An 18,649-nucleotide genomic window follows, 5' to 3' on the forward strand; every position below is an offset into this window, starting at 1 on the left:
GATGATTCGAATTGGACAAGGCTTTGATGTACATGCCTTTGCAGAGGATCGGAAATTGATTTTAGGCGGCATCGAGATTCCGCATACGAAAGGATTGCTCGGTCATTCGGATGCAGACGTTTTATTACATACGATTGCCGACGCAGCACTTGGTGCGATCGCAGCAGGGGATATCGGAAAACATTTTCCAGATACGGATCCGGAATTCAAGGATGCCGATTCAGCAAAATTGCTACAACATGTTTACGCGCTTGTTAAACAACAAGGGTATGAGCTTGGCAACCTAGATGCGACAGTCATCGCACAGGCACCAAAGCTGCGTCCTTACATCGACACGATGCGTGCGCGGATCGCGGAATTACTCGAAGCGGACATTGAACAGATCAATGTCAAGGCAACGACGACGGAATGGTTAGGTTTTACGGGACGTGAAGAGGGAATCGCTTGTCAAGCAGTGATTCTACTGAAACGAATCGAAGAATAAGGTATACTAGATAAGCGAATTTTAGTCGAAGGAGTGATTGGCAATGGCAGAAGTACGAGTACGTTATGCCCCAAGTCCAACAGGACACTTGCATATCGGGAATGCCCGGACTGCATTATTTAACTATCTGTTTGCACGCCATTTAGGCGGTAAGATGGTATTACGAATCGAGGATACGGACCAAAAGCGGAACATCGCAGGTGGTGTCGAGAGTCAAATGAAGAACCTCGAGTGGCTCGGTGTCGATTGGGACGAAGGTCCAGGTCGCGGTGGCGAGTACGGTCCTTATTCACAAATGGAACGTCTCGATATCTATCAAAAGTACACGGATGAGTTACTTGAAAAAGGACTTGCTTACCGTTGCTACATGACATCGGAAGAACTCGAAGCAGAACGCGAAGCACAAATCGCACGCGGAGAAGCACCACGTTATTCAGGAGCGCACCGTAACCTGACAGCAGAACAAGAAGAAGCGTTCCGCGCAGAAGGTCGCACGCCGTCAATTCGGATTCGTGTACCGGAGGATGTCACGTATACATGGAATGATATCGTTAAAGACGATGTCTCATTCGAATCAAAAGACTTCGGTGACTGGGTCATCGTCAAAAAAGATGGCATTCCGACGTACAACTTTGCCGTCGTCATCGACGATCATTTAATGGCGATCAGCCATGTTCTTCGTGGCGATGATCATATTTCGAACACACCGAAACAGATGATGATCTATGATGCGTTCGGTTGGGAATACCCAACGTTCGGTCACATGACATTGATCGTCAACGAATCACACAAGAAACTCTCGAAGCGTGATCACTCGATCATTCAGTACATCGAGCAGTATAAAGAGCTCGGTTATCTCCCGGAAGCATTGCTCAACTTCATCACGCTTCTCGGATGGTCACCGGTCGGCGAACAAGAAATCTTCACGAAAGAAGAGTTCATCGAAATCTTTGACGCGGATCGTCTCTCGAAGAGTCCAGCTGTCTTTGACCAAAACAAATTGGCTTGGATCAACAGTCAGTACATGAAACATCAATCGTTCGAAGAAGTATTCGAAGCCAGTCTTCCGTTCTTACAAGAAGCAGGTCGCGTCGAAGCGTCGCCTTCAGAAGAAGAGCTCGCTTGGGCACGTGATCTTGTCGCGTTATACCGCGAACAGATGACGCATGGCGCGGAAATCGTCAAGCTTTCAGAGATGTTCTTTGAGGACGAAGTGGTGTATGATGAAGAGGCAAACACTGTCTTGAGTGGCGAGACGGTTCCAACTGTACTTACAGAATTCGCGAACCAGTTACGCGCTCTCGAAGAGTGGACACCAGAAGCAATCAAAGCATCGATCAAAGCGACGCAAAAAGCGACTGGTCAAAAAGGTAAAAACTTGTTCATGCCAATTCGTGTCGCGACGACAGGACAGACACATGGTCCAGAACTCCCGAACACGATTCAATTACTAGGAAAAGACCGTGTGCTTGCACGGCTTGAAGCAGAATAACGAAAGCGTAGACGAGGAAAGTAACGATGCGTCTTCTTCTCCAGAGACAAGCTCGAATGGTGCGAGGGCTTGAAGAAGCGAATCATGAAATGCCCCTCTGAGTGCTGCCCGAAATCCCTGAGAGTAGGCGCAGACGTATCTCCGGCGTTAACGGACGTCGAGAGGGACGAGTCAATCGTCCAAACAGAGTGGGACCGCGCTTCGTTAGCGTCTCTGTGCAGCAATGCATAGAGGCGCTTTTTCTTATGGAGAGGAGAACGTATATGACACGGATACGAGAAGATATCCGCAATGTGTTTGAGCAAGATCCAGCTGCCCGCAGCACGTTAGAAGTCATTTTGACATACCCGGGCTTACATGCGATTTGGATGCATCGCCTGGCCCATCGACTCTGGAACGCAAAGTTTCGCTTACTCGGTCGATTAATTTCGCAGTTCAGTCGCTTTTTGACAGGCATCGAGATTCACCCAGGAGCGACGATTGGACGCCGATTCTTTATTGACCACGGGATGGGTGTCGTCATTGGTGAGACGACGATCATTGGTGATGACGTCACGTTATTTCAAGGCGTGACGCTCGGCGGAACGGGGAAAGAAACAGGAAAGCGTCATCCGACGATTGAAGACGGCGTACTTGTCTCTGCCGGTGCCCGTGTCCTTGGTGATATCACGATCGGGGCATACTCAAAAATCGGTGCCAGTTCCGTCGTCTTAAAACACGTTCCGCCAAATGCGACCGTCGTCGGCATTCCGGGACGTGTCGTCATTCAAGATGGCATGAAGGTCGAAGCACCGCTTGATCATCGTTTCCCGGATCCGGTCAGCGAATGCCAAGAGCGAATTGAAATGGAACTAGAAGTATTAAAACAAGAAATTGAACGGATTAAAGGAGGGCGACGTCATGATTCAACTGTACAACAGCATGACCGGAAAAAAGGAACCATTTAAACCATTAGAAGAAGGAAAGGTCAAGATGTATGTCTGTGGCCCGACTGTTTACAACTACATTCATATCGGGAACGCACGTCCAGCAATCGTCTTCGATACGGTTCGTCGCTACTTCACATACCGCGGATACGAAGTCAAATATGTCTCGAACTTCACGGACGTCGATGATAAGATCATCCGGACAGCGAACGAACTCGGAGAAGACTATCATGCGTTGACGAAACGTTTCATCGAGGCGTACCACGCGGATACGGGTGCCTTGAATGTCCAAAAAGCGGACATCCATCCACTCGTCACGGAAACGATGGACGATATCATCGCCTTCATCGAAGTCCTCGTCGAAAAAGGCAATGCCTACGCATCAAGCGGAGATGTCTACTTCCGGACGCGTAGTTTCAAGGATTATGGTCAATTGAGCCAACAGTCGATCGATGAATTGCGCGCAGGCGCACGAATCGAAGTCGGAGAGAAAAAAGAAGATCCGCTTGATTTCGTGCTCTGGAAAGCAGCAAAACCAGGGGAGCCGGCATGGACGAGTCCATGGGGCGAAGGACGACCAGGCTGGCACATCGAGTGCTCGGCGATGGCGAAGAAATACCTCGGGGAGACGATTGATATCCATGCTGGTGGACAAGACTTGAAGTTCCCGCACCATGAGAATGAGATCGCCCAGTCAGAAGCATGCAACTCACAGAAGTTCGCAAACTACTGGATGCATAACGGGTTCTTAAACATCGAAAACGAGAAGATGTCGAAGTCGCTCGGTAACTTCTTGACGGTTCATGAAGCAATCCAAGCGGTCGATCCGATGGTATTACGATTCTTCATGTTATCGGTTCAGTATCGTCACCCGATCAACTACAGTCGTGAACTGATCGACCAAGCAGCGAATGGTCTCGCACGAATTCGGGAATCGGTCGCAAACATCGAACATCGTCTTGAAATGACGGCTGATCTCGGAACAGGTGACGAGAAGTGGTTGAATCGTCTAGCGGCGATCAAGGAACACTTCATCACATCGATGGATGATGATTTTAATACAGCGAACGCTGTGACGGATTTATTTGATCTCTCGAAAGAAGCCAATCTATACCTCGGAGAAGCACATGTGTCGAAACAGGTGCTCGAACAGTTCCTCGCACTCTTCTCGGAATTATCAGGCGTCCTTGGTGTGACGTTGACAGTCGACAAAGGCTTACTCGATGAAGAAGTCGAACAGTTGATCGAAGAGCGGAACACAGCCCGTCAAAATCGTGACTTCGCACGAGCGGACGCAATCCGCGATCAGCTACGTGATCAAGGTATCCTGCTGGAAGACACAGCGCAAGGGATGCGGTGGAAGCGCGGATGAAGAACTACAAACAACTGAATGCACTCGCGTTAGCGTACATGGGCGATGTCGTCTATGAGATTCGTGTGCGGGAGCGATTGCTCGAACAAGGTTATGTGAAGCCGGGCGAGTTGCACAAAGCAGCTGTCCGGTACGTTCGGGCACAAGCACAAGCGACGGTCGTGACGCACTGGTTGAACACGGATGCGTTGACGGAAGAAGAGGCAGCGGTCGTCCGGCGCGGGAAGAACGCAAAATCCGGTTCTGTCCCGAAGAGCACGGACGTCCATACGTATCGCTACGCGACAGCATTTGAAGCATTGCTCGGTTATATTTATCTTTCAGAAGGAGGGGATCGCCTTGAAGAACTCATCGGACAAGCGTTCGAACTACTCGAAGCCGAAAAAACAGACGAATCCTAAGGCTACCGGTATGAAGCCGAAAACGAAGGCACAACGTCCAGCACAAGAGAAACGAAAAGCCGCTCCGGTCAAGGAACAGCCCGTCGCGATCGAACCACTCGAAGAAGGACAAGATTTCTTGTCAGGTCGTAATCCGGTCCTAGAGGCATTGCGGAGTGGACGAGAGATGAACAAGCTGTTCTTGCAGGAAGGACAACAAAAAGGACCGCTTGCCGTCATCCATGCGATGGCGCAGGAAGCAGGAATTCAAATCCAGCTCGTCCCGCGTTCACGGTTAACCGGTTTAGCTGGAACGGAAAATCACCAAGGTGTCGTCGCCGCGGTTGCAGCGTATGAGTATGCTGAGATGGAAGATATCTTCGAGCTTGCCCGTCAAAAGGATGAAACACCACTCTTGATCATGCTTGATGAACTCGAGGATCCCCATAATCTCGGATCGATCTTGCGGACGGCAGACGCTGTTGGAGCTCACGGGATCATCATTCCGAAGCGTCGCTCAGTCGGATTGACGCAAGTCGTCGCGAAGGCATCAACAGGCGCAATCGAACATATCCCGGTCGTTCGCGTGACGAACCTCGCTCGGACGATGGAGGATCTAAAGAAACAAGGCATCTGGTTCGTCGGAACGGATGCACGTGAAAGTGACGACTACCGGACACTCGATGGTACGATGCCGCTCGGAATCGTCATTGGAAGTGAAGGAAAAGGAATGAGCCGGCTCGTCCGTGAGAAATGTGACTTCCTCGTCCACCTCCCGATGGCAGGACATGTCACATCGCTCAACGCATCGGTTGCGGCTTCGCTATTATTATATGAAGTCTATCGGACTAGAAAGCCGTATGCGCGATGAAATATGATCGCCTCATCGTAGATGGCTACAATATCATTGGCGCATGGCCAGAATTTCGGACGTTGCGGGAGCAAGACTTTGAATTAGCAAGGGAACGGTTGATTCATGCGATGGCGGAGTACCAAGCCGTCACAGGGATCAGCGTTACGATCGTCTTTGATGCCTATCTGCAACCAGGACGTGAGTCTCGGATGCTAAAAAGCGGAATCGATATCGTCTACACACGAGAAAACGAGACGGCGGACGAATGGATCGAGAAAACAGCGGCTGACTGGCTGCAGGATATCCGGGTCAAGCTGACGGTAGCGACGAACGACTACACGGAGCAATGGGTCATCTTCACGCTTGGAGCACTCCGTATATCGGCGCAGGAACTCCGGCGTGAGTGGAAAGCAGCAGTTGCCGTCATCAAGCAACAGACGACGTCTGCGAAGACGACGGCTCAACCGCGTTCGAAGATTGATTTACCGGAAGACGTCATCGCGCGCCTCGAAGCGATTCGTCGCCGAAAGAATTCAGATACATGATATGAACCATTCGCATGAGCAATCCACCGTTCTCCTTCATTCGAAAGAACGGTGGATTTTTTTGTATAAAAGATACATTTTGGATACAACAAAAGAGGTCATGCCAATTTTCATTGTCGTGCCACAGGTAATTATTGTATAATTAAAAACAATTGAACTATTCGTCAATGATGCTTGGAGGGATACAGGATGAGTTTGGTTTCGTTCGACCAGTTTGAGTGCATGACCGATGAAGCGCTTGTAGAACAAGCGAAAGAGTTCGATAACAGCGATGCGCTCGAATTTTTGATCGAGCGGTATCGAAATTTCGTACGTGCCAAAGCCCGTTCTTACTTTTTGATCGGGGCAGACCGAGAAGACATCATCCAAGAAGGAATGATTGGTCTCTATAAGGCGGTACGGGATTACCGAACGGATAAGCTCGCCTCGTTTAAAGGATTTGCCGAATTATGCATCACGCGACAGATGATCACTGCGATCAAGACGGCGACACGTCAGAAACATATCCCGTTGAACTCGTACATCTCGCTCGATAAACCGATCTATGACGATGAATCGGAGCGGACGTTACTTGATATCATCACGTCGACAGCACCTTCTGATCCACAAATCTTGATCATCAACCGGGAAGAATACGCAGACATCGAATCGAAGATGGATGAGATTCTGAGCGACCTCGAACGGAAGGTCCTCGCGCTCTATCTCGACGGACGGACGTATCAGGAAATCTCTGACGACCTCGATCGTCATGTGAAATCGATCGACAATGCCTTGCAACGTGTCAAGCGCAAACTTGAGCGATATCTCGAAGCACGAAAGATGACGGTCTAACAGAGAGGTAGATTGACCGTAATCCCTTCCTATGCTACTGTATAACTAGCGCCTTACTAGCGAGACGCCGCTCATAGGCGTTTTTTTTACGCTCTTTTTCGGAAGGAAAGTACCTTAACAGAAGAGAAGAGTGGCAAAGAAGGAGGACTTTGAGATGGCGAAGAAAGTAGGCCTTGCTTGTGATAATTGCGGTGCCCGCGACTATACGACGATGAAAAAAGAGGACGTCACTGTCCGCTTGGAATTGAAGAAATTCTGCCGTCGTTGTAACGCGCATACGATTCATAAAGAAGCGAAATAAGGCTTCATCTGTCCCGATTTATTACATCCTGGAGGGAAAGTACGATGAAATTTTTGCGTGACGTATGGAATGAATTGAAAAAGACGAGCTGGCCAAAACGGAAAGAGCTGACGAAATACACATTGACGGTCATCGGTATGGTGATCTTCATGGGTGTCTTCATCTTCGGCGTCGATTCAGGGCTTAGCGCATTGATGAGCTGGTTGATTAAGTAAAAAGAAGAGGTGGCCTACCATGGAGAAACAATGGTTTGTCGTCCAAACGTATTCCGGATTTGAAAACAACGTCAAGGCGAACCTTGAACGTCGGATTGAATCCATGAACATGGACGAAAAAATCTTCCGTGTACTCGTTCCGATTGAAACGGTACAAGAAGAAGTAACGAACAAAAAGGGAGAAACGAAAATCAAGGAACGTGAAGTCAAGATCTTCCCGGGGTATGTCCTCGTTGAGATGGTCATGACGGATGATTCTTGGTATGTCGTCCGGAATACTCCGAACGTCACGGGCTTCCTCGGATCAGTCGGCGGCGGTTCAAAACCGACACCACTCCTTCCGGAAGAAGCAGAAAACATCCTTGGATCAATGGGTCTCGTCGATCTGAAGAGCCGTTATGACTTCTCACTCGGACAAATCGTCCGAATCAAAGAAGGAGCTTTCGAGAATCTCGAAGGTACGATCGAGGAGCTTGATACAGATGCTGAGAAAATGAAAGTCTCTGTTGATATGTTCGGTCGCGAAACGAAGGTCGAGCTTGATTTCGCACAGGTCGATAAAATCGATTAAGTTTCCTATTGCGAATGTTTTGTTTTAATGATACAATTTTTCGTGTTTGATGTTGTGCTTATTTCGATAAATAACTCGTCGAATAGAATGAGTGGGAGGACGCGCAACGTCCAATTAAACCACATTAAAGAATTAAGGAGGTGTGTCTCGTGGCGAAGAAGGTTATGAAACTCGTAAAACTTCAAATTCCTGCGGGCAAAGCAAACCCAGCTCCACCAGTTGGACCGGCACTCGGTCAAGCAGGTGTGAACATCATGGGCTTCTGTAAAGAGTTCAACGCTCGTACACAAGACCAAGCCGGCTTGATTATCCCTGTAGTCATCACGGTTTTTGAAGATCGTTCATTCACATTCATCACTAAAACTCCTCCAGCAGCAGTTCTCTTGAAGAAAGCAGCTGGAATTGAGAGTGGTTCAGGTGAACCGAACCGTAAGAAAGTAGCGACTGTCAAACGTGACAAAGTTCGTGAAATCGCTGAAACAAAAATGCCAGACCTTAACGCATCATCTGTTGAAACAGCAATGTTGATGGTTGAAGGTACTGCACGTTCTATGGGTATCGTAATCGAAGACTAATGTCTTTTTGATTACCATGAACAACGATGAGGGTCGCAGGCGGATAGTTTCTTGAAGCCTGCTACCCTTTCATTATGTGGGAGGATTTTCCGCACAACCACAAAGGAGGAACCTAAAATGGGTAAGAAGTACAAAGAAGCTGCTAAGCTTATCGATCGTACGGTTTCATACGAACTCGCAGAAGCTGTAGATTTGACTAAAAAATCTGCAACTGCGAAATTCGATGAGACTATCGAATTGGCTGTTCGTCTCGGAGTAGATCCGAAGAAAGCAGACCAACAAATCCGTGGAGCAGTCGTATTGCCACACGGTACTGGTAAAACACAAAAAGTTCTCGTCTTCGCGAAAGGTGAGAAATTAAAAGAAGCGGAAGCTGCTGGAGCAGATTACGCTGGTGATGCTGAGTACATCAACAAAATCCAACAAGGATGGTTCGACTTCGACGTTATCGTCGCGACACCAGACATGATGGGTGAAGTTGGTAAACTTGGTCGCGTTCTCGGACCAAAAGGCCTCATGCCAAACCCGAAAACAGGTACAGTTACATTTGACGTCACAAAAGCAATCAACGATATCAAAGCTGGTAAAGTTGAGTACCGTGTCGACAAATCAGGTAACATCCACGTTCCTGTCGGTAAAAAATCATTCGATAACGAGAAACTCGTTGAGAACATCAACACAGTTATCGAAACTCTCGTAAAAGTTAAGCCTGCTACTGCTAAAGGTGTATACCTTAAGAACATCGCGATCGCTTCTACAATGGGTCCTGGTGTAAAAGTATCTTCAGCTGACTTCGCGAAATAATTTCGTCTAAAACGAACTTGACAACGTTCTAAGAACGCTGTTACAGTATAAAACGTTGATATATTTCGACATACCGTAGACAGAAGGTGCTCACATGGGCATAAATCCTTCCGAGGTGTTCTTGCTCAGAGAGCCTGTTTGTTCAGGTATCCTTTTTGACGATTACGCCTCCTCTGCTCTGCAGACGGAGGCTTTTTATTTGAAATCGAGCAGCCCCTCGCACCGGTACATTTCATCTACCAGGAGGTGCAACAGAAATGGCAAACGAAAAAGTTATCGCTGTCAAAGCGGATCTCGTATCTGAGATCGCTGAGAAACTCCAAGCGAGCGCAGGAACAGTTGTCGTCGACTACCGTGGTCTCACAGTAGAAGAAGTCACTGAACTTCGTAAACAACTCCGCGAAGCGGGCGTTGAATTCAAAGTTTACAAAAACGGTCTCCTCCGCCGCGCGGCAGTTCAAAGCAACCTCGAAGGTCTTGATGAAGTCTTCACAGGTCCTAGTGCGATCGCCTTCAGCAATGAAGACGTTATCGCGCCAGCTAAGATCTTGAACGACTTCGCTAAAACGCACAAGGCTCTCGAACTTAAAGGTGGTATCATCGAAGGCAAAGTCACTTCAGTAGAAGATGTCAAAGCCCTTGCGGAACTTCCATCACGCGAAGGTCTCCTTTCGATGCTCCTCAGCGTGCTTCAAGCGCCAATCCGTGGACTCGCGGTGGCAACGAACGCAATCGCAGAGCAAAAAGAAGAACAATCTGCTTAATTTCTGCTTAGCGGGATAGGCAACCAACACAATTTTCACACCCCAACGTGGGCTAAATCAAAGGAGGAAAACCATAATGGCTTTCAACAAAGAGCAATTTATCGAAGACCTCAAGGGCATGACTGTTCTTGAACTTAACGAACTCGTAAAAACAATCGAAGAAGAATTCGGCGTATCAGCAGCAGCTCCAGTAGCAGTTGCAGGTGCTGGCGCAGGCGCAGCAGCTGAAGAGCAAACTGAATTCGACGTTATCCTTACTAACGCTGGATCTGGTAAAATCAACGTCATCAAAGCAGTTCGCGAATTGACTGGTCTCGGTCTTAAAGAAGCGAAAGCTCTCGTAGACGGAACTCCAGCACCAGTTAAAGAAGGCGTTTCGAAAGAAGACGCTGAAGCAATGAAAGCTAAGCTTGAAGAAGCTGGCGCTACTGTAGAAGTTAAGTAATTTTCTTCTTCCGTAGAAACAAGAGAAGCTCGCATTGCGAGCTTCTTTTGTTTTCATCTTTTACATGAGAGGGGAAGGAAGCATGGCGGATCATTATTATACGAATGACCCTTCATCGAAACGAGATCCGAAGACGTGGGAATATGTTCTGCGTGGTCAGACGCTCCGCTTTACATCGGATCATGGTGTCTTTTCGAAGAACGGAATCGATTTTGGTTCCCGTCTGTTGATCGAGGCATTCACGGAACCGGCTGTAGCGGGAGACATCTTGGATGTCGGTTGCGGATACGGACCGATGGGTATTGCGCTTTCGAAGTCGACTGGTCGTCCGGCACACTTGATCGATGTCAATGAACGGGCGCTCGAACTAGCGGCAGACAATGCGCGCGAACGGTGTTTCCGTGACGACCGGTGTGAGTGATGGGTATGATGGGGTAGGCGAATCGACATTCGCAGCGATCGTGACGAATCCACCGATTCGGGCGGGGAAAACGGTCGTTCATCGTATCCTCCGGGAAGCGTATGACCACCTCGTCGTTGGCGGCGAGCTTTGGGTTGTCATTCAAAAGAAACAAGGTGGACCATCTGCGAAGAAGTTGATGGAAGACGTATTCGGTATGTGTGAGACAGTTACCCGCGATAAAGGGTACTCGATATTTAAATCAATTCGGTCTTGACAAATCGAAGGATTTGTCGTTGACCGCATGTTGTGTCTATGATAGTATTATAAAATGCCATTGGAGTGATTTTTGGATAAGATGTTTGAAAGCAGCTGGCGTTCTCGACTACAGATGATTGAGTAGACAAGACGTCGCTTTTTTGCGCTTATCAATCAAAAAATGGCTTCAATGTTCGATATTACACCCGTCCTTCTCTATAAGAAGAAGTGGGTCTGAGAGGTGAATCAGTTGACTGGTCAACTTGTTCAGTACGGTCGTCACCGTCAGAGAAGAAGCTATGCACGTATCAGCGAAGTATTGGAACTTCCAAACTTAATCGAGATTCAAACGAATTCGTATGAGTGGTTCCTGCGGGAAGGTCTTCGTGAGATGTTTCATGACATTTCGCCGATTTCCGATTTCACAGGGAATCTCGTATTAGAATTCATCGACTACTCGCTCGGAGAGCCGAAGTATTCGATCGATGAATCGAAAGAGCGCGACGTGACCTATTCGGCACCACTACGCGTTAAAGTCCGTCTTCAAAATAAAGAGACGGGTGAATTGAAAGAACAAGAAGTCTTCATGGGTGACTTCCCGCTTATGACGGAGTCGGGAACATTCATCATCAATGGAGCGGAGCGCGTAATCGTTTCGCAGCTTGTTCGTTCGCCAAGTGTTTATTACAACAATAAGTTAGATAAGAACGGTAAGCGTGGATTCTCCGCGACAGTCATCCCAAACCGTGGTGCATGGCTCGAGCTCGAGACAGACGCGAAAGACATCGTTTATGTTCGCATTGATCGCACGCGTAAGATTCCAGTAACGGTTCTTTTACGTGCTCTTGGTTTCGGTACGGATCAGGAAATCATCGATCTTCTCGGTGATGATGAGTACCTCCGGAATTCACTTGAAAAAGATAATACGGAATCAACGGAAAAAGCCCTCATCGAGATTTATGAGCGTCTACGTCCGGGAGAGCCGCCGACAGTCGAAAACGCAAAAGCGTTACTCGTGTCGCGCTTCTTTGACCCGAAACGTTATGATTTGGCAAACGTTGGTCGTTATAAAATCAATAAAAAGCTTCATCTTAAGAACCGTCTCTTCGGTCAAAAACTTGCGGAAACGCTTGTTGATCCTGAGACAGGTGAAGTCATCGCGGAAGCAGGAACGGTCCTTGATCGTCGTATGCTCGATAAAGTCCTTCCATTCCTCGAAGGATCCGTTGGTTACATCGAAGCGACGCCTACAGGCGGCGTGACGCAAGGTGAGGCTTTCAACTTACAGTCAATCAAGGTGTTCGCACCGGACGATGCTGAAGGTGAACGCATCATCAATATCATCGGTAACGGTAACATCGATCGTGACATCAAGCACATCACGCCTGCTGACATGATTGCTTCTATCAACTACTTCTTCAACTTGTTGCATGAAGTCGGTACGACAGACGATATCGATCACCTCGGTAACCGTCGTCTCCGTTCAGTTGGTGAGCTGCTCCAGAACCAATTCCGGTTCGGTCTCTCACGGATGGAACGTGTCGTTAAGGAACGGATGTCGATTCAGGATCAGAATGCGATCACGCCACAGGCATTGATCAACATTCGTCCAGTCATCGCATCGATTAAAGAGTTCTTCGGTAGCTCGCAGTTGTCTCAGTTCATGGACCAAACGAACCCGCTTGCGGAATTGACGCACAAACGTCGTCTTTCAGCACTCGGACCTGGTGGTTTGACACGTGAGCGCGCTGGTTTCGAAGTTCGTGACGTACACTACTCGCACTATTCCCGTATGTGTCCGATCGAAACGCCAGAGGGACCAAACATTGGTTTGATCAACTCGTTGTCTTCGTACGCGAAGGTCAATGAGTACGGCTTCATCGAAGCGCCATATCGTCGTGTCGATCCGGAAACGGGCGTTGTCACGGATGAAATCCACTACATGACTGCTGACGAAGAGGATCTCTACGTCGTCGCTCAGGCAAACATGTTGTTGACGGAAGAGAAGACGTTCCAAGATTCACACGTTCTTTCACGTTTCCGTGGACAAAACTTGTCTGTCGAACCAGCACGTGTCGATTACATGGACGTTTCACCGAAGCAGGTTGTATCTGCCGCAACGGCTTGTATCCCGTTCCTTGAGAACGATGACTCGAACCGTGCCCTCATGGGAGCGAACATGCAACGTCAGGCCGTCCCACTTCTGAACCCGGAATCTCCGATTGTTGGTACAGGTATGGAGTACGTGTCTGCGAAAGACTCAGGAGCCGCTGTTGTTGCGAAGCACGCAGGGATCGCTGAGCGTGTCACGGCGCGTGAAATCCTTGTCCGTCGTACGACGGAAGTCGATGGCAACATCGTTGAAGGTGAGCTCGACCGTTACAAGATCCAAAAATTCATCCGTTCCAACCAAGGAACGTGTTATAACCAAAAACCAATCATCAAAGCAGGCGACCCAGTCGATAAAGGCGAGATCCTTGCAGATGGTCCATCGATGGACGGTGGGGAACTTGCGCTTGGTCGTAACGTACTCGTCGGTTTCATGACATGGGATGGTTACAACTATGAGGATGCTGTCATCATGAGTGAGCGTCTTGTCAAAGACGACGTCTACACATCGATCCACATTGAAGAATACGAATGTGAGTCGCGTGATACGAAACTCGGACCGGAAGAAATCACACGTGATATTCCGAACGTCGGTGATGATGCCTTGAAAAACCTCGACGATCGCGGAATCATCCGCGTCGGTGCGGAAGTCAAGGACGGCGATATCCTCGTCGGTAAAGTTACGCCGAAGGGTGTAACGGAATTGACAGCGGAAGAGCGTCTTCTTCATGCGATCTTCGGTGAAAAAGCACGTGAAGTCCGTGATACATCTCTCCGTGTACCACACGGTGGTGATGGAATCATCCTCGACGTCAAAATCTTCGACCGCGATAACGGGGACGAGCTCTCACCTGGTGTCAACCAGTTGATCCGTGCTTATATCGTTCAGAAGCGTAAGATTCACGAGGGTGACAAAATGGCGGGTCGTCACGGTAACAAAGGTGTTATCTCGCGTATCCTTCCAGAAGAAGACATGCCGTACATGCCAGACGGTACGCCAATTGACATCATGTTGAACCCACTTGGGGTTCCATCACGGATGAACATCGGGCAGTTGCTCGAGCTTCACCTCGGGATGGCAGCACGTCAACTCGGCATCAAAGTCGCATCACCAGTATTTGATGGTGCGCGTGAGGAAGATGTTTGGGCAACGATTGAAGAAGCAGGTATGGATCGCGACGCGAAGACTGTCCTTTATGATGGTCGTTCGGGTGAAGCGTTCGATAACCGCATCTCTGTCGGTGTCATGTATATGATTAAACTTGCTCACATGGTCGATGATAAACTTCACGCACGTTCGACAGGACCATACTCACTCGTTACACAACAACCGCTCGGTGGTAAAGCACAGTTCGGTGGTCAGCGTTTCGGTGAGATGGAAGTATGGGCACTTGAAGCATACGGCGCAGCCTACACGCTCCAAGAGATCCTTACAATCAAGTCGGATGACACGATCGGTCGTGTTAAAGCGTACGAAGCAATCGTCAAAGGTGAGAATGTACCACAACCGGGCGTACCGGAATCGTTCCGAGTCCTCATTAAAGAGCTTCAATCCCTCGGTATGGACGTCAAGATGATGTCTGCTGATGATGAAGAGATCGAAATGCGCGACGAAGACGAGGACAATATCCCGAACGCGACTCCAGCACTCGAAGAAGTTCAAGCGCCTGTCGCACCAGTTGTTACTGAAGAGGAATAAGCGAAAGGGAGGTCCACCCCTTGGTAGATGTTAATAGATTTGAATATATGCAAATCGGCCTCGCTTCCCCCGAAAAGATCCGTTCATGGTCTTTCGGGGAAGTGAAAAAGCCGGAGACGATCAACTATCGTACACTCAAACCGGAGAAAGACGGTTTGTTCTGTGAACGTATCTTTGGTCCAACGAAAGACTGGGAATGTTACTGTGGTAAATACAAACGGATCCGCTATAAAGGAATCATTTGTGACCGCTGTGGCGTTGAAGTCACGAAGTCGAAAGTCCGTCGTGAGCGCATGGGTCACATCGAGCTCGCAGCACCGGTTTCGCACATCTGGTACTTCAAAGGAATTCCTAGCCGTATGGGACTCGTCCTCGACATGTCACCGCGTGCGTTAGAAGAGATCATCTACTTCGCGTCGTACGTCGTCACAGATCCAGGCGAATCGACACTTGAGAAGAAACAACTCCTTTCAGAGAAAGAATACCGTGCCTATCGTGAGAAGTTCGGTCGTTCGTTCACTGCTGAAATGGGTGCGGAAGCAGTTCGTAAATTGCTCCGTGACGTAGAACTCGATAAAGAAGTCGCTGCATTACGTGAAGAGCTTCGTATGATTCAAGGACAACGTCGTACTCGTGCGATCAAACGCCTTGAAGTTCTCGATGCGTTCCGTAACTCAGGCAACAATCCAGAATGGATGGTGCTTGAAGTACTTCCAGTCATCCCACCGGAACTTCGTCCGATGGTTCAACTCGATGGCGGACGTTTCGCAACGTCTGACTTGAACGACTTGTACCGCCGCGTCATCAACCGTAACAACCGTCTCAAGCGTCTTCTTGACCTTGGCGCTCCGAACATCATCGTTCAGAATGAAAAACGGATGCTTCAAGAAGCAGTCGATGCTTTGATCGATAACGGTCGTCGCGGTCGTCCAGTCACTGGACCAGGTAACCGTCCACTTAAATCACTTTCACATATGTTGAAAGGGAAACAAGGACGTTTCCGTCAAAACTTGCTCGGTAAACGTGTCGACTACTCTGGTCGTTCGGTTATCGTCGTTGGTCCAAACCTGAAGATGTATCAATGTGGTCTTCCAAAAGAAATGGCCCTTGAGCTCTTCAAACCGTTCGTCATGAAAGAACTCGTCTCTCGTGGCATCGCACCGAACATCAAGAGTGCGAAACGGAAAATCGAGCGCGTTCAACCTGAAATCTGGGATGTCCTCGAAGAAGTCATCCGTGAGCATCCGGTTCTCTTGAACCGTGCACCGACACTTCACCGTCTCGGTATCCAGGCGTTCGAACCAACGCTCGTCGAAGGACGCGCGATTCGCCTTCACCCACTCGTATGTACGGCTTACAACGCCGATTTCGATGGTGACCAAATGGCGGTTCACGTACCACTTTCGGCAGAAGCACAAGCAGAAGCGCGTCTTCTCATGCTCGCTGCACAAAACATCTTGAACCCGAAAGACGGTAAACCTGTTGTTACACCATCGCAGGATATGGTCCTCGGTAACTACTACCTCACGCTCGAGCGCGAAAACGCGATCGGCGAAGGTAAAATCTTCTCGACAGTGAACGAAGCGCTCATCGCTTACCAAAACGGTTATGCGCACTTCCATACACGTGTTGCGATTCCAGCCGGCGTTCTCAAGAACCCGACATTCACGGAAGAGCAAAACGAGAAATTATTGATTACAACAGTCGGTAAGTTGATCTTCAACGAGATCCTCCCAACGACGTTCCCTTACTTGAACGAACCAACGATGACGAACCTTCAAGAAGCGACGCCAGACAAGTACTTCCTTGAAAAAGGAACAGATGTCGCGGCAGAACTGAAGAACCGTCCGATCATCGACCCGTTCAAAAAAGGATTCCTTGGAAATGTCATCGCGGAAGTCTTCAAACGGTTTGAGACGACAGAAACAAGCCGCATGCTCGACCGCATGAAAAACCTCGGATTCAAACACTCGACTCGTGCCGGTATCACGGTAGGGATCGCGGACATCATCGTTCTTCCGGACAAACAAGAGATTCTTGTTGAAGCGCAGGACAATGTCGACCGCGTCATGAAATCGTACCGTCGTGGTCTCATCACAGAAGACGAGCGCTATGAGCGTGTCGTTAAATCGTGGAATGATGCGAAGGATGAAATTCAGTCTCGTCTGATGAAATCCCTCAACCGTCTTAACCCGATCTTCATGATGAGTGACTCCGGTGCCCGTGGTAACGCGTCGAACTTCACGCAGCTCGCTGGTATGCGTGGACTCATGGCCGCTCCAAGTGGATGGATCATCGAGCTCCCGATCAAATCATCGTTCCGTGAGGGTCTAACGGTACAGGAATACTTCATCTCGACACACGGTGCACGTAAAGGTCTTGCCGATACAGCCTTGAAAACGGCTGACTCAGGTTACCTGACTCGTCGTCTCGTTGACGTTGCTCAAGACGTCATCATCCGTGAAGATGATTGTGGAACGGATCGTGGTATCCGCGTCACAGCACTCCGTGAAGGAACGGAAGAGATCGAAAGCCTCTACGACCGCCTCGTCGGACGTACTGCATTCGAAAACGTCGTTCACCCAGAAACAGGAGAAGTCCTCGTTTCAACGAACGAACTCATCGATGAAGACATCGCTCGTGTCATCACTGATGCTGGTGTCGATAACGTTGAGATCCGTACTGCCTTCACATGTAACACAAGCCATGGTGTCTGTAAGAAATGTTACGGACGTAACTTGGCAACAGGCAACGACGTCGAAGTCGGCGAAGCTGTCGGTATCATTGCGGCACAATCAATCGGTGAGCCAGGAACGCAGCTTACAATGCGTACCTTCCACACAGGTGGGGTTGCCGGGGATGATATCACACAAGGTCTTCCGCGTATCCAAGAGTTGTTCGAAGCGCGTAACCCGAAAGGTCAAGCGGTCATTTCGGAAATCGATGGTCAAGTCATCGACTTCACGGAATCGCGTGACAAACGTGAATTGACGGTCCAAGGACTCAGCGAAACACGCACATACACGATCCCATTCGGTTCGCGTCTACGTGTTCAGCTCGGGGACGAGGTCAAAGCCGGTCAAGTCTTCACGGAAGGTTCGATCGATCCGAAAGAACTCTTGAACGTTAAAGGTGTATCCGGCGTTCAGAACTACTTGCTCCAAGAAGTTCAAAAAGTATACCGGATGCAAGGGGTTGAGATCGGTGACAAACACGTCGAGGTCATGGTTCGCCAAATGATCCGTCGCGTACGTGTCATCGAGTCTGGTGAGACTTCACTCTTACCAGGTTCGCTCGTCGATATCAGCACGTTCAAGGAAGCTTGTAAAGAAGCGCTCCGTAACGGGAAAGCTCTCGCTTCGGCGAAACCAGTTCTTCTCGGTATCACGAAAGCGTCACTTGAAACAGATTCATTCCTATCGGCTGCGTCGTTCCAAGAAACGACTCGTGTCCTTACGGATGCAGCGATTAAAGGGAAGAGCGACTACCTTCGCGGCTTGAAAGAGAACGTCATCATCGGTAAGTTGGTTCCAGCTGGTACTGGGATGGCACGTTACCGTCAGATCGATCTCGAAGTAGCTGGCGAAGCACCTGTAGAAGCCGATTCTCCGGTAGAATAAAACGC

Annotated in this window: 17 protein-coding genes, 1 pseudogene and 2 other annotated features; all 18 genes and pseudogenes read left to right on the top strand. The window is 49.0% G+C overall.

Going from position 1 to position 18,649, the window contains the following annotated elements; genetic code table 11:
* Position 1: 1 nt before the first annotated feature.
* Positions 2-484, top strand: a complete 483-nt coding sequence (ispF, locus tag P401_RS0114890) for a 2-C-methyl-D-erythritol 2,4-cyclodiphosphate synthase (RefSeq protein ID WP_029343079.1) — start codon at positions 2-4, stop codon at positions 482-484.
* Between the two features lie 43 nt (positions 485-527).
* A complete protein-coding gene (gene gltX / locus P401_RS0114895) occupies positions 528-1,976 on the top strand; it encodes a glutamate--tRNA ligase (protein ID WP_029343080.1) in 1,449 nt (482 codons plus the stop codon).
* Positions 1,976-2,194 (top strand) — a binding site (T-box leader). Its footprint overlaps the gene before it by 1 nt.
* 9 nt (positions 2,195-2,203) lie before the next feature.
* The gene (epsC, locus tag P401_RS0114900) at positions 2,204-2,923 is read left to right on the top strand and encodes a serine O-acetyltransferase EpsC (RefSeq protein WP_255343794.1); all 720 of its coding nucleotides are present in this window, start codon (positions 2,204-2,206) and stop codon (positions 2,921-2,923) included.
* Complete coding sequence (gene cysS / locus P401_RS0114905; RefSeq protein WP_029343081.1) at positions 2,877-4,274, top strand: cysteine--tRNA ligase; 1,398 nt, start codon at positions 2,877-2,879, stop codon at positions 4,272-4,274. The genes epsC and cysS overlap by 47 nt, the downstream gene beginning before the upstream one ends.
* Entirely contained in the window at positions 4,271-4,675 is a 405-nt protein-coding gene (locus P401_RS0114910) for a Mini-ribonuclease 3 (protein ID WP_023466600.1), read from the top strand. The genes cysS and P401_RS0114910 overlap by 4 nt, the downstream gene beginning before the upstream one ends.
* 166 nt (positions 4,676-4,841) lie before the next feature.
* A complete protein-coding gene (rlmB, locus tag P401_RS0114915) occupies positions 4,842-5,525 on the top strand; it encodes a 23S rRNA (guanosine(2251)-2'-O)-methyltransferase RlmB (protein WP_412767687.1) in 684 nt (227 codons plus the stop codon).
* Positions 5,522-6,052, top strand: coding sequence for an NYN domain-containing protein (locus P401_RS0114920; protein WP_029343083.1), 531 nt, complete (start codon positions 5,522-5,524; stop codon positions 6,050-6,052). Before rlmB ends, P401_RS0114920 begins: the two co-directional genes overlap by 4 nt.
* A gap of 189 nt (positions 6,053-6,241) precedes the next feature.
* Positions 6,242-6,883, top strand: coding sequence for an RNA polymerase sporulation sigma factor SigH (sigH, locus tag P401_RS0114925; protein ID WP_029343084.1), 642 nt, complete (start codon positions 6,242-6,244; stop codon positions 6,881-6,883).
* Between the two features lie 154 nt (positions 6,884-7,037).
* Entirely contained in the window at positions 7,038-7,184 is a 147-nt protein-coding gene (gene rpmG / locus P401_RS0114930) for a 50S ribosomal protein L33 (RefSeq protein ID WP_023466603.1), read from the top strand.
* Positions 7,185-7,228: 44 nt separating this feature from the next.
* The gene (gene secE, locus P401_RS0114935; RefSeq protein WP_023466605.1) at positions 7,229-7,399 is read left to right on the top strand and encodes a preprotein translocase subunit SecE; all 171 of its coding nucleotides are present in this window, start codon (positions 7,229-7,231) and stop codon (positions 7,397-7,399) included.
* A 19-nt stretch (positions 7,400-7,418) separates the two neighbouring features.
* On the top strand, positions 7,419-7,970 hold the full coding sequence (gene nusG / locus P401_RS0114940) for a transcription termination/antitermination protein NusG (RefSeq protein ID WP_023466607.1): 552 nt from the start codon (positions 7,419-7,421) through the stop codon (positions 7,968-7,970).
* A gap of 149 nt (positions 7,971-8,119) precedes the next feature.
* Entirely contained in the window at positions 8,120-8,545 is a 426-nt protein-coding gene (rplK, locus tag P401_RS0114945; protein WP_023466609.1) for a 50S ribosomal protein L11, read from the top strand.
* Between the two features lie 117 nt (positions 8,546-8,662).
* Positions 8,663-9,349 (top strand): 50S ribosomal protein L1, encoded by a 687-nt coding sequence (rplA, locus tag P401_RS0114950; protein WP_023466610.1) that lies wholly within the window; start codon positions 8,663-8,665, stop codon positions 9,347-9,349.
* A gap of 55 nt (positions 9,350-9,404) precedes the next feature.
* Positions 9,405-9,556, top strand: a sequence feature (ribosomal protein L10 leader region).
* Between the two features lie 50 nt (positions 9,557-9,606).
* Complete coding sequence (gene rplJ / locus P401_RS0114955; protein WP_023466611.1) at positions 9,607-10,113, top strand: 50S ribosomal protein L10; 507 nt, start codon at positions 9,607-9,609, stop codon at positions 10,111-10,113.
* A gap of 76 nt (positions 10,114-10,189) precedes the next feature.
* Positions 10,190-10,558 carry a 50S ribosomal protein L7/L12 gene (rplL, locus tag P401_RS0114960; RefSeq protein WP_023466613.1) on the top strand — a complete coding sequence of 123 codons (369 nt, stop codon included), beginning with the start codon at positions 10,190-10,192 and terminating at the stop codon, positions 10,556-10,558.
* An 82-nt stretch (positions 10,559-10,640) separates the two neighbouring features.
* A pseudogene (locus P401_RS17840) lies at positions 10,641-11,235 on the top strand (class I SAM-dependent methyltransferase).
* Positions 11,236-11,466: 231 nt separating this feature from the next.
* Entirely contained in the window at positions 11,467-15,024 is a 3,558-nt protein-coding gene (rpoB, locus tag P401_RS0114970) for a DNA-directed RNA polymerase subunit beta (RefSeq protein WP_029343085.1), read from the top strand.
* A 20-nt stretch (positions 15,025-15,044) separates the two neighbouring features.
* Positions 15,045-18,644 carry a DNA-directed RNA polymerase subunit beta' gene (gene rpoC / locus P401_RS0114975; protein ID WP_029343086.1) on the top strand — a complete coding sequence of 1,200 codons (3,600 nt, stop codon included), beginning with the start codon at positions 15,045-15,047 and terminating at the stop codon, positions 18,642-18,644.
* The last annotated feature ends 5 nt before the right edge of the window (positions 18,645-18,649 follow it).

It is taken from the genome of Exiguobacterium acetylicum DSM 20416 (assembly GCF_000702605.1).
Classification (GTDB): Bacteria; Bacillota; Bacilli; order Exiguobacteriales; family Exiguobacteriaceae; genus Exiguobacterium_A; species Exiguobacterium_A acetylicum.